The organism is Spirosoma endophyticum (assembly GCF_900112365.1).
Taxonomy (GTDB): domain Bacteria; phylum Bacteroidota; class Bacteroidia; order Cytophagales; family Spirosomataceae; genus Spirosoma; species Spirosoma endophyticum.
On the sequence record NZ_FOLQ01000002.1, the window covers coordinates 439,426 to 451,985 of the forward strand.

General features: G+C 47.5%; 9 protein-coding genes and 1 riboswitch. Of the genes, 7 read left to right on the forward strand and 2 right to left on the reverse strand.

Features of this window, described 5'->3' with window-relative positions:
- The first annotated feature begins 29 nt into the window (after window positions 1-29).
- The 7 genes from BM202_RS06865 (at window position 30) to BM202_RS06890 (ending at window position 9,431) form a co-directional block, all read left to right on the forward strand.
- Window positions 30-1,196: an SGNH/GDSL hydrolase family protein gene (locus BM202_RS06865; protein ID WP_093824320.1), complete on the forward strand. Its 1,167-nt coding sequence runs from the start codon at window positions 30-32 to the stop codon at window positions 1,194-1,196.
- 17 nt (window positions 1,197-1,213) lie between these two features.
- Window positions 1,214-1,363, forward strand: coding sequence for a DUF5989 family protein (locus BM202_RS37145; RefSeq protein ID WP_177236522.1), 150 nt, complete (start codon window positions 1,214-1,216; stop codon window positions 1,361-1,363).
- A 3-nt stretch (window positions 1,364-1,366) separates the two neighbouring features.
- Window positions 1,367-1,729 (forward strand): SxtJ family membrane protein, encoded by a 363-nt coding sequence (locus BM202_RS06870; protein ID WP_093824322.1) that lies wholly within the window; start codon window positions 1,367-1,369, stop codon window positions 1,727-1,729.
- 70 nt (window positions 1,730-1,799) lie between these two features.
- Window positions 1,800-1,908: riboswitch (SAM riboswitch) on the forward strand.
- Window positions 1,909-2,018: 110 nt separating this feature from the next.
- Window positions 2,019-5,810, forward strand: a complete 3,792-nt coding sequence (gene metH, locus BM202_RS06875; protein ID WP_093824324.1) for a methionine synthase — start codon at window positions 2,019-2,021, stop codon at window positions 5,808-5,810.
- 319 nt (window positions 5,811-6,129) lie between these two features.
- Window positions 6,130-7,761 carry an ArnT family glycosyltransferase gene (locus BM202_RS06880; RefSeq protein WP_093824326.1) on the forward strand — a complete coding sequence of 544 codons (1,632 nt, stop codon included), beginning with the start codon at window positions 6,130-6,132 and terminating at the stop codon, window positions 7,759-7,761.
- 43 nt (window positions 7,762-7,804) lie between these two features.
- A complete protein-coding gene (locus BM202_RS06885; RefSeq protein ID WP_093824328.1) occupies window positions 7,805-8,944 on the forward strand; it encodes an FG-GAP repeat domain-containing protein in 1,140 nt (379 codons plus the stop codon).
- Window positions 8,945-9,023: 79 nt separating this feature from the next.
- The gene (locus BM202_RS06890; RefSeq protein WP_093824330.1) at window positions 9,024-9,431 is read left to right on the forward strand and encodes a hypothetical protein; all 408 of its coding nucleotides are present in this window, start codon (window positions 9,024-9,026) and stop codon (window positions 9,429-9,431) included.
- 171 nt (window positions 9,432-9,602) lie between these two features.
- Here the strand turns inward: BM202_RS06890 and BM202_RS06895 are convergent, their stop codons facing one another.
- Window positions 9,603-10,766 (reverse strand): PQQ-dependent sugar dehydrogenase, encoded by a 1,164-nt coding sequence (locus tag BM202_RS06895; RefSeq protein ID WP_093824332.1) that lies wholly within the window; start codon window positions 10,764-10,766, stop codon window positions 9,603-9,605.
- A 137-nt stretch (window positions 10,767-10,903) separates the two neighbouring features.
- A complete protein-coding gene (locus tag BM202_RS06900; protein ID WP_093824334.1) occupies window positions 10,904-12,424 on the reverse strand; it encodes a Gfo/Idh/MocA family protein in 1,521 nt (506 codons plus the stop codon).
- Between the last annotated feature and the right edge of the window lie 136 nt (window positions 12,425-12,560).

Genomic DNA, 12,560 nt, shown 5'->3' on the forward strand with positions numbered 1-12,560 from the left:
GTCATTTATTTGACGAACGACCTCGTTTAATGGGCTCAAAACTCGTGTCCAGTGCTGTTCGCTTACTGCTACTGGGATTCCTGGCATTCATTCTGTTTTTTGGTGATCACTTTGGCGTTAGCTTCGATTACCCACATTTCGGGTTATTCGATAATGTATACGTCCGGTTGATAAAAGGCTGCCTGTTGCTGCTGATTGTTATTGAGCTGCTACGTATCTATTATTATGGCATTGTCAAAAATCCGAATCCACCCAAACTGGGTGGAAACATAGCGACCTTGTTCGTGCCGGTTGTGTTGATACTGGTCGCGCTGGAGATTGGATTTATGTTTGTCGCCCAAAGCCAGGAGGGTGGGCTGACGCTGGCATCGCATATTTGGTTTGAGCGCTACTGGTTGCCCATGACTCCGGATAACTATCGAGATTCGCCCAAAACCGATACGTTGGGTAAGAAGAAAGTCCTGATTGTTGGCGATTCCTTCACATCAGGACACGGTTTAAAATCGGCCGATGAGCGATACGGGAATGTGTTGGGTGAAAAACTGGATGGCAAACAATACGTAACATATAACCTGGGAATATCGGGTTCCGACACCCGCGACGAGTTTAAACGACTGACGAAGTTTGCCGTAAAGCCGGATGTACTGATATTACAGTATTTCCCAAATGACATCGAGAAGGTAGCACATGATCATGGGTTAGTGCCGACGGGCTTTGCTCCCTATTCTGATTTGCCGCGGCCGCTTCAGCCCTTATTCATTAAATCGTATTTACTCAACTATTTATACTGGCAGTTCCCGCACGGTAATTTTGCGCCTTTTGATACGTATGCCCGAACGGCTTATGGCACACCGGCTATCATTAACGACCACCTGAGCGATCTCAATCAATTTGTAGACTATGCCAAAGCAAATAATGCCCGGCTCTATGTGGTGATGTTCCCGTTTGTCCACAACCTGGAACAGTCGGCTGAGTATACGAAGCCCGTCGTTGACTTTTTTCGAAAAAATAATGTCCCGATTCTGGAGGTTGGCAAGCTCATCGGCGACATTGATATCAAGGATCGGGTGGTAGGACGTAATGATGGGCACGCCAGCCCAATTGTCAATAAACGAGTGGGCGAAGCCTTATTTCAACTGATGCAGTCGAACCCTGGTGTTCTTCAAGACTCATCCCTTACATCTGTTAACAAATAAGCAAACTGAATTAACTCATGGAATTCCTACAGGACATTTTTAAATTTCTAAAGCAGCGCAAAAAATGGTGGCTGGCTCCAATGATTATTTTATTGCTACTCATTGGTATTCTGATCGTTATTGGCGGTGGTTCGGCCGTTGCTCCGTTTATCTACACATTGTTTTAAGGCATGGATATTACCGAAAAAGTAAAAGCCCAGCTAGTGATCGTAACTGGCCTGGTGGTGCTGTATTTTGTGTTTAAATCACCCTGGTGGCTCTATGGAGCAGCAACTGTTGGTGTATTGAGCCTGGCTATTCCAGCCGCGGGTGACCTGATTGTGAAAGCCTGGTTCAAACTGGCCGAAATCCTGGGGAATATCAATGGCAAGATCATTCTGTCGGTTATGTTCTTCGTCTTTTTGTTTCCTATTGCACTGCTCTATCGCATGACGGCCAAAAACCCACTGGCTATCAAGCGAACCGACGATGCCTCGTTCTACAACGAACGGAATCATCTGTATACGAAAGAAGATTTAGAGCAGACTTGGTAAACGAATGAAATTGACTTATTTTGGGTACACTCTTTGCCAGTGTACCCTTTTTTTTGTTTAAATTTGCTGTAGCTTATCCAGAAAGACGGAGGGAAAGGACCCGATGATGTCTTGGCAACCAACCAGCCTCAGGGAATGGTGCCAATTTCCGCCCGGTCATCAACTGGGATAGATAAGATTAGCCGTCTGCTACCTATCTTTTTGGTCATAAGCCTTTTTTGATTTTTTGGACTTTTTTAAGCCAGCTGTTTGTTAGCGTGTCTAACAACTATGCACTGAAACACCGCCATTGAAAACTATACAGGAACTTCTACAGGAGCGTATCCTTGTCCTCGATGGGGCAATGGGTACCATGATTCAGCGGTATAACCTGACCGACGCCGACTACCGGGGTGAACGATTTCGCGACTGGCCACATGATTTGAAGGGCAATAACGATTTGTTGTCGCTGACGAAGCCAGGAGTGATTCAGGCGATCCATAAGCAATATCTGGAAGCGGGAGCTGATATTATTGAGACCAATACGTTCAGTGGTACATCCATTGCTATGGCGGATTATCGCATGGAGGAGTTGGCGTATAAACTCAATTATGAGTCGGCACGGATCGCGAAAGAAGTGGCGGTGGAAGTGACGCTACAAAATCCCGACAAACCGCGTTTTGTGGCCGGGGCAATGGGGCCAACCAACCGTACGGCTTCGCTCTCCCCCGACGTGAACAACCCGGCCTATCGCGCGGTTACGTTCGATGATCTGGTAAATTCGTATTATGAGCAGGTTAGCGGGTTAGTTGACGGTGGTTCGGATTTGCTGCTGGTTGAAACGATCTTCGATACGTTGAATGCCAAGGCGGCCATGTTCGCCATCGATAAGTATTTTAATTTAAACCCACAAAAGACCGTTCTGCCCATTATGATCTCCGGCACCATCACGGATGCCAGTGGTCGGACATTGTCGGGACAGACGACGGAAGCGTTTTTATACTCCGTTTCGCACTTGCCATTGTTGAGTGTGGGGCTTAACTGTGCGCTGGGAGCAGCTCTGATGCGCCCTTATATTCAGACGCTTTCGCAGGAAGCGCCCTTCTTTACGTCGGCTTATCCAAACGCTGGTTTACCCAACGAATTTGGCGAGTATGACGAGACGCCGGAGATGATGGCGTTGCAGATCGAGGATTTTGTTAAAAGCAGCTTTGTCAATATCGTTGGCGGTTGCTGCGGCTCTACACCTGATCACATCCGGGCCATTGCGGATGTAGCGGCTAAGTATCCGCCCCGGCAATTACCTGAACCTGAGCCCTACCAGAAACTGAGTGGGCTGGAGCCACTGAAAATTACGGAACTCACCAACTTCCTGAACGTTGGCGAACGTACGAACGTAACAGGCTCAAAGAAATTTGCCCGACTTATAAAAGAAGGAAATTACGATGAAGCCCTGAGTATTGCCCGCGGGCAGGTTGAAGGTGGCGCACAGGTGATCGACATCAACATGGACGAAGGCATGCTGGATTCGGTGGAGGCTATGACAACCTTCCTGAACCTGATTGCTGCCGAACCCGACATTGCCCGCGTACCCATCATGGTCGATTCCTCGAAGTGGGAGGTTATCGAAGCCGGTTTGAAATGCGTACAGGGAAAGGCGATTGTCAACTCTATTTCGCTGAAAGAAGGCGAAGATGCGTTTATTGAACGGGCACAACTCGTTCGTCGCTACGGGGCAGCGACGGTGGTGATGGCGTTTGACGAAAGCGGCCAGGCCGATTCGTATGAACGGCGTATCCAAATTTGTGAGCGAGCTTACCGAATTTTGGTCGATAAAGTTCATTTCAACCCGCAGGACATTATTTTTGACCCGAATATTCTGACCGTTGCAACAGGGATTGAGGAACATAATAACTACGCTGTTGACTTTATCAACGCTACGCGCTGGATCAAAGCAAATCTGCCGCTGGCCAAAGTGAGCGGTGGTGTATCGAATATTTCGTTCAGCTTCCGCGGAAATGACGTAGTACGTGAGGCTATGCACTCAGCGTTCCTTTACCACGCGATCCGCGCCGGTATGGACATGGGCATCGTAAACGCCGGGCAGTTGGAAGTCTACGATAGCATTCCAAAAGAACTGCTGGAGCGCTGCGAGGACGTATTGCTCAATCGCCGGGACGATGCCACCGAACGATTAGTTGATTTTGCCGAAACGGTGAAAGCGAAAGGGAAGGTCATTGTTCAGGATGAAAGCTGGCGGCTCGAACCCGTTCACGAACGGCTCAAACACGCGTTGATCAAAGGCATTACCGATTATATTGACCAGGACGTTGAAGAAATTAGGCAGTTGGTAGAGCGACCATTGCACGTTATCGAAGGTCCATTGATGGATGGGATGAATGTAGTGGGCGATTTGTTTGGTGCGGGTAAAATGTTCCTGCCGCAGGTGGTAAAATCGGCGCGGGTCATGAAAAAAGCGGTAGCTTATCTGACACCGTTTATTGAAGCCGAGAAGCTTATCGGGGGAGATACATCCAAGAATGCCGGGAAAATCCTGCTGGCAACCGTTAAAGGTGATGTTCACGACATCGGTAAAAATATCGTTGGTGTTGTACTGGGATGCAATAATTACGAGATTATAGACCTTGGTGTGATGGTGCCAACGCAGAAAATTCTGGACGCTGCCCGCGAGCATAATGTAGATATTATTGGTCTAAGTGGCCTGATAACGCCTTCATTGGATGAAATGGTCGGTGTAGCGAAGGAGATGCAGCGCCAGGGTTTCACAATGCCTTTGTTGATTGGTGGCGCCACTACGTCGCGCATACACACCGCCGTCAAGATTGACCCGCATTACGCCGGGCCGGTAGTACACGTATTGGATGCCAGCCGAAGCGTCCCCGTTGCTGGAAAGCTTGTCAGTGAGACAGATGGTACGAAGGAAAAAATCTTCACGGAGATAAAGGCCGAATACGTCAAACTTCGTGAAGATCACGCCAAACGGCAAAAAGAAAAGGCCAGTCTGACGATTTCAAAAGCGCGGGAGAACCGTACGAAAATTGACTGGGCGGCTTTTGAACCAACGAAACCAACGTTCCTTGGTAATCGCTATTTTGAGGATTACGATATTGGCGAATTGGCGAAATATATTGACTGGACCCCCTTCTTCCAGACGTGGCAGTTACACGGTAAATATCCGGCCATTTTCGACGACGCGGTTGTCGGTAGTGAAGCAAAGAAATTATTCGATGATGCCACGCAGCTTTTGCAGGAAATCATTGATAATAAACTGTTGAAAGCCAAAGCCGTTGTTGGGTTCTACCCAGCCAACTCGGCCGATGACGACGTATTGCTACACGATTTTGAAGAGCATGTGCGCGAAGTCCCCTGTGAACGGCATGGTTCTCACCAGCACATCGAGTATAAAATCAGCAAAGCCCAATCACAAACGGCTGTAAGTCCGGCTGGCGAATTGATTTATGACACAAAAACGGTGCTGCATTTTCTGCGGCAGCAAAACCAGAAAGCGCCCGGCTTACCTAACTTCTGTTTGTCGGACTTCATTGCTCCGTTAGACAGTAGTCGGGAAGATTACATTGGTGCATTTGCGGTAACGGCTGGCATCGGGATTGAAGCGATGCTCGATAAATACGAGCGCGATCATGACGATTATAATAGCATCATGGTCAAAGCCCTGGCTGACCGGCTTGCTGAAGCCTTTGCGGAACGGATGCATGAGCGTGTTCGGAAAGAGTTCTGGCCGTATGCCGTAGATGAAAATCTGCCAAATGAGCAATTGATCAAAGAAGCTTATCAGGGAATCCGGCCGGCACCGGGTTATCCGGCCTGTCCGGATCATACCGAAAAGGGCAAATTGTTTGATCTGTTGGATGCCACCAAAATTGGCATTGAGCTCACCGAAAGCTATGCCATGTATCCGGCTTCGTCGGTAAGTGGATTTTATTTCTCGAATCCTGAGTCGAAATACTTTGCCGTTGGTAAAATCAACAAAGATCAGATTCTGGATTATGCCCAGCGCAAAGACATGCCGATTGAAGAGATCGAAAAGTGGCTGGCACCCGTGTTGAGTTATGATGCGTGATAGCATTAGGCAAATCATACAAATCCCCTGACTACATAGTTGGGGGATTTTTTTTATGAATTTTCTGCCAGCAGAAATCAGGCCCAGTCAATCATAAAGATAGCATTCCCGGCGCTCAAATAAACAATATATTTTGATGCAAAATTAATTGATAGTCAGGGATTTGCGCGGATTTCTGAACTCATTACTTATGCATTGTATTATTACGTATTGACTTATACCACTTTAGGAATATCTATATTTATGGCACCTTTCTGTGGCCTTGTGCTGGAGAACTAGTGTAAGAATCTATACTAACTTGGAACTATAAATTAATAAAATGGCAGCATCTAAATTGAATAGTTTATCACGTAACGAATGGCTAATTATTGGTTTGTTATATTTTATAGCTACGGCGATTAATATCAATAAGGCTTATCATATAGATGATACATTTCATTTAGAAGCGGCTAACTGGATCAAAGACAATCCACTACGTCCCATGTCCGGTTTAATTAACTGGGACGATAATAAGGAGCCGATGTACGTAGCGAATCAGCCACCTTTATATTTTTATCTTATTGCCTTCGTGAGTAAGCTATTTGGAAATAGCGAGATTATTTTGCATCTTTTTCAATCAATTTTTACTTTATTTTCATTAGTCGCTTTCTATAAAATAACGAAACTGTTAAATCTGGGGAAGGGGCTATTACTAACGACATTTTTTGCATTTTGTCCAGCTTTTCTGGTAAACCAGAACTTAATGGTCGATGTGCCATTACTGTGTTTTGATCTTTGGTTTCTTTATTATTTACTTCAACAGGACGTTCTTTCTGAACCGATTCGCTACTGGAAGGCCAGCCTAATTTTAGGCCTGAGTTTACTAATTAAATACACCAACATCCCTTTATTCGTTGTTCTATTGATCACCATACTCTGGCGTAAACAATATCGACTTTTATACGTATTGTTGATCCCTGTTTTTATTTTAGGACTTTGGTCACTTTGGAATTACGTCGAATTCTCGGCGGTTCATATTGTGAACAGGCCAAGAAATCCAATGACGCTTGATCTATTTACAAAAAATCTGGTAGACTTTATTACGTGTGTCGGGGCCATTGCTCCCTTTTCTCTGGCCTTTTTTGTTGGCTATTTATCTCGCTATAAAATCATTACTTTTTTCATTCCACTTATTGCTTTATTGTTTATTGGATTGACGGTTGCCACGGCGAAAAACCGAATATTTATTTTAACATCGAATGATATTTTATCGACTGCCTTTTTGATAAATGGCTTGCTCATAATCGTAGTAGTCATTTTAAGTGTTTGGCATAATAGTTTTTCTAGCAACAAGAAAATTGACATAGCTGATGTTGTGCTCGTCATGTGGATTGCTGCGGTAAGTGGGTTTGTTATTTTATTCGCTCCTTTTATCGCCAGCCGTCATGTTTTGTTAATAATTCCACCCGTACTATTTTTAGGTGGCCGTTGGTTGGACAACATATCCATACTTAATGCCTCGCAGGCGATTCTTGTTGCAGCGTCCATTGGGTTAATCATAGCGATTTCAGACTGGCAATTCGCGGATTTTTACCGTCGAAAGGCGAAAGAAGTGACTGGTGTATTACCCAGGCAAAGTCGTATCTGGACGGTAGGCCATTGGGGTTGGCAGTGGTATGCTCAGCAAAACGGGTTCAGGGAGGTACAGACCGATTCTATGCAGTTTCACACCGGCGATTATCTGGTCAGGCCTTCGGGAGTTGATAGTCAGGAAATTCCCAACGGTGTTCAGCTTCGGCCGGTCAGCGCCCTTACATCGCCTTTTACCTGGTTAACCTTTGTCTCTACGGGTTATTACAATTGTTTTTATGGTCGGGGTACCTCCTGGGCATATTCCAAATTTCCGATTGATAGCATCAAAATTTACCAGGTGACCAGTGTACCCATCAAACAAGGTCACATAGGAGAGTAGGCAAGCTGGCAACCAGACTTATGATGCAAAAACACCTGCGTTTATGCTCCGTATTATAAGTAGCCTCATTGTGGGTCTTCTACTGGCTGGCCTGACGGCTCCTGAACCGACCATTCGCTTCAATCGCTATTTCGTGGCCGCCGAAAGCTATGAATCGGTAGGGGTATTTGACGTCGATAAAAACGATACGCTCGACATCGTTTCGGGCGATTTCTGGTATGAAGGCCCGCTCTTCCGGCGTCGGCATTTGATTGGAAACGAGCCTCGCAAGAATGAATATTTCGACGATTTTTCGACCATTCCTATGGATGTGAATGCCGACGGACGGATGGATTTTGTTACTGGCGGCTGGTTCGATCAAACGCTACGTTGGGTTGAAAATCCTGGAAACGGCAAAGCTACCTGGCCGTTGCATGAGATTGGTAACGTAGGGAATGTGGAAACTACCCGCGCCTGGGATATCGACGGCGACGGCAACCTCGACATTGTGCCCAACAACCCAAGTCATCCGCTGAAATACGTTAAGTTGGTTAGTCCTGGTACATTCAAAATGATTACCGTAGCACCGACCCAGGGGCATGGCTTGGGCTTTGGGGATGTGAACGGCGACGGTCGGGGCGATTTGATCGTGAGTGATGGCTGGCTCGAAGCCCCGAAGGATCGCAGCGCCGGACCCTGGACGTTACACAAGGAGTTTGCCTTGGGAACGGCGAGTGTTCCCATCATTGTTGCCGACGTCAATGGCGATCAACGTAACGATCTCATTGTGGGACAGGGGCATAGCTATGGCCTGCACTGGTATGAACAAACCCGTGATGCCAGTGGCCAGCGAGGCTGGACCAAACACCTGATCGACGATAAAAACTCACAATATCACTGCCTTGAATGGGTAGACATTACCGGCGATGGCCGACCTGATCTGATAACGGGCAAGCGCTTCCGTGCCCATAACGATGGCGATGCTGGTGGGTATGATCCTGTAGGTCTGTATTATTTTACCTGGGATACGTCTCAGAAGAAGTTTGTTAAACACGATATTTCGTATGGTCAGCCAGGGGTTGGGAAAGGAACCGGCATTTATTTTGCCTTGGCGGATTTGCGTAAAACGGGCCGCAAAGACATAGTCGTAGCCGGAAAAGATGGTTTGTTTGTATTTTTTAATGAAGGTATGCCCAAAAAATAATGTACGTTAGCCTATCTACATAGTAGTTTTTCTTGTAATTTTATTCTTCGTTTTTTCTTCTTCCGTAACTTATATCAGTATGCAACGTGCTCAATTAAAGGAGTTTTACGGCTACGGCCTCATTCTTTCAGTGCTGACGGCCGTTCAGGTTTATTCAATTTATGTCGCGTCCACAACCGACCTGTCGTTAACCTGGAAACATTATTTAGGATTTGGCGCTACTACGTTGGCTGCCGTTTTATGGGCATTTCGTAAACCACAATACCTATTTTATGCCCTCGGTCTGACCCTTGTACTCGGCTATGAGAATCTAGTGGGTTTTACACCAACACTCGATTTCACATCTACGCAGTACTACTTTAACAGCACGGCATTTCCCGTATCTTACCAGGACTTTTCGATGTATATGCTGCTTATCTGGGCTTATGTTGCCCACAGTCGCCTGCGGACAATGGTGCAATCGCTGTTTTTGAGAACGAGTAAGTAACAGTACTAAATAATAAACCCAGAGGGCACAGATACGATTCTCTGTGCCCTCTGGGTTTATTATTTAGTACGTTGTTAGCTACCGCCCTATGCGGCATTGTTTGACTCACAGCGTACATGAGCGCTTTTGTAGTTAATGGCTTATGCACGCTGTGAGCTACGTAGGTAATTCCTAATTCGGCACAATACGTACAATCCGGCCGGGTCCTTCGAGTGAAACGTACAGGTTGCCATCAGGTCCCTGCTTGACGTTACGTACACGCTGTCCTGTTAGTAGCTTAGCTTCTCCCGTGATTTGGTTGTTGCTGATTGTCAGGATACTCAGATATTCTTCAGCCAGGCCACCCGTCACCAGACTACCTTTCAGAGTACCGAATTTGTCGCTCGTAATGAATGTCAGACCACTGGTTCCTATAGACGGGGTCCAGGTGTGGATAGGCGCCTGAATACCGTCGCGGGTGGGACTGTCCGATATGGTCGTGCCGTCGTAATTAACACCGTACGAAACCAATGGCCACCCGTAATTGGCGCCTTTTCGGATGATATTGACTTCATCCCCTCCTTTCGGACCGTGTTCCGTCGACCATAGCTGGTTAGTAGTCGGATTAAAGGCCAATCCCTGCGGATTCCGATTGCCATACGCATAAACCGTTGTAGGTGCCGTGTTGCCCGGCAAGATCGGATTGTCGGCAGGAACCTGACCGCTATCGGTCATGCGGTGAATTTTTCCCCAGCCGGTGTTCACGTTCTGGGCATTCTGGTTGGGCGATGAAGCGCCCCCATACGTGCGTGGACCACCTTCGCCCACACTCAGGTAAAGCATGTTGTCCGGGCCAAATTCGATACGACTACCGTAGTGCCCCTGCCAGGCATTCGTAGCATCAGTCTGAAAAATTGTTGACAGGTCAGTAAGCTGATTATTAGTTATTTTGAATCGCATCAGGTTCAGCCGTCCTGACTGAGTTCCCGCTGTAGAACCCGCATAGGTGGCGTAGATCCAGCCGTTGCTGGCGTACTGGGGATGCGCCCGTAAGTCAAGTAATCCGCCCTGACCCGCCGTGTAAATGTCGCCGGGCAATCCGGTTAGCTCAGTAGCAGTCGTGGAGCCGTTGGCCAGCCGATAGAGTCGCCCACGCTTTTCTGTGAAGAGCAGATCGCCGTTTGGCAAAAAATCCATGCCCCAGATAATCTCATAGCCTGCCAACACAGTTTGTACCTGGAAGTTGGCTGGTATCGGTGCGGGCGTTGTGTCATGGTCGGCCACTTGCTGGCAACTGCTAAATAGACTGGCACCCACGATCAGCGCGCTTAGTACGGATAAGGTTTGCTTTTTCATACGTTGAATTTTAATCTCTTTTTAATCTAAACGTATGCAAAGCGGATTTGTTGAACGAGCAAGGGGTTCGCTGGAAGAATGAGCTAGTAAACAAAGCCCATTTCTCCAGCGAACCCCTTGCTTGTTCACTCTCTCAATTACGCCGTTAGGGACCAGCCCTGACGGTACTCCCGCTTCACAAACTGGTTGGCTTCGTCGAGGTTGGTGATTTTCATGTTTTTACCATCCCACATCAGCTTCTTGCGACCTGGATAGTTGAAACCTTTGCCGTCGGCTTTAGGCTGACGTAGCGTGTAGCTACGAATGGCCAGATTACCCATTAGTACGGATTCCGTCAGTGGACCGGCGAAATCGAATGAGGAGGTAAGCGCCTTGTGCTCCTTGCTATTGAAACCAGCTTTGCAAGCTTCCGTCCACAATACCTGGTGTCCATTTTCAGGTAGCGGCTTGGCGCCATCAGCAGGTTTTGGTTTTGGGTCGCCCACTATTTTCTGACCGTCTTTCGTATAGAGTTTTGGGTCCTCACCATACATGCCACAGATCAACAAACCTTTGTCACCGTGGATCAGTACGCCGTTTTCGCCATTTTCGGGCATCAGTTCGCCTTCTGGCAACATATCTGGCCGGAAGGGACGGATACCACCATCTTCCCAGATCATTTTTACTACTGACTTATTTTTCGCTGTGGCCGGGAATTTTATTTCCACATGCGACGATGGAGGGCAGCCTTCGGGAATGTACTCCGGAGTCCAGTCTTTCAGGAATACCTGGCCAATGCTGGTCTCAACTTCGGTTGGGTAGCCAAGGCCGAGTACGCGAAATGGCGTATCCATGATGTGACAGCCAATGTCGCCGAGTGCACCAGCGCCAAAATTCCACCAGCCACGCCATTTAAAGGGGTGATAGGCGGGGGTATACCCAATTTTTTGAGCAGGTCCGAGCCACAGATCCCAATCCAGATCAACGGGTATTTGCTCAACGGCTTGTGGGACCGGAATCCCCTGCGGCCAAACGGGACGGTTGGTCCAGAGGTTAACGGTATGTACGGTGCCCAGCAGACCCTTATCGAACCAGTCCACCATCTGTTTCTGCTGCGGATTCGACGACCCCTGGTTGCCCATCTGCGTAACAACTTTGTATTTACGAGCGGCTTCAGTCAGCATTCGGGCCTCGTAAATGTTGTGCGTCAGGGGCTTTTGAACGTATACGTGCTTGCCGCGCTGCATGGCTGCCATGGCTACAACGGCGTGGGTATGGTCGGCGGTGGAGACTGTAACGGCGTCAATGGCTTTGCCTTCTTTGTCCAGCATCTCCCGGAAGTCTTTGTACTTCTTGGCATTAGGGTGCTTGGTAAAATTTTCTTTCACGCGGGGAAGACCCCAGTCTACGTCGCAGAGCGCGACAATATTATTGGCACCGTTGTTATACGAATTGTTGGTGTCGCTAAAGCCCTTGCCACCAAAGCCAACACCGGCAATATTGAGTTTATCGCTGGGGGCAATGAAGCCTTTGCCGCCCAGTACATGACGGGGCACAATAAAGAAGCTCGCTGTAGCCAAAGCCCCTGCCTGAATAAACTGTCGGCGGGTCGTACCCGTGGTGGATTCGACCGGATTGGTCTGCTCGGGCGTTGGCGTTGAGTTATCTGATTGGTTCATGAGAAACGTATTGGAGTTGTATTAATTGATAAGGGAATATCGGGCGAAATTTACCCAATTGACCGGTATGATTTTTCAACTACCAGATACAATTGTTGATCATCCGGTTAAGAAACCGTTTTTTACTGAAATTACA

Bases quoted from the DNA above. Each gene is read 5' to 3' on its own strand.
- BM202_RS06890 (WP_093824330.1), top strand. From the start codon at position 9,024: ATGCAACGTGCTCAATTAAAGGAGTTTTACGGCTACGGCCTCATTCTT.
- BM202_RS06900 (WP_093824334.1), bottom strand. From the start codon at position 12,424: ATGAACCAATCAGATAACTCAACGCCAACGCCCGAGCAGACCAATCCG.
- BM202_RS06865 (WP_093824320.1), top strand. From the start codon at position 30: ATGGGCTCAAAACTCGTGTCCAGTGCTGTTCGCTTACTGCTACTGGGA.
- BM202_RS06885 (WP_093824328.1), top strand. From the start codon at position 7,805: ATGCTCCGTATTATAAGTAGCCTCATTGTGGGTCTTCTACTGGCTGGC.
- BM202_RS37145 (WP_177236522.1), top strand. From the start codon at position 1,214: ATGGAATTCCTACAGGACATTTTTAAATTTCTAAAGCAGCGCAAAAAA.
- BM202_RS06895 (WP_093824332.1), bottom strand. From the start codon at position 10,766: ATGAAAAAGCAAACCTTATCCGTACTAAGCGCGCTGATCGTGGGTGCC.
- BM202_RS06870 (WP_093824322.1), top strand. From the start codon at position 1,367: ATGGATATTACCGAAAAAGTAAAAGCCCAGCTAGTGATCGTAACTGGC.
- BM202_RS06880 (WP_093824326.1), top strand. From the start codon at position 6,130: ATGGCAGCATCTAAATTGAATAGTTTATCACGTAACGAATGGCTAATT.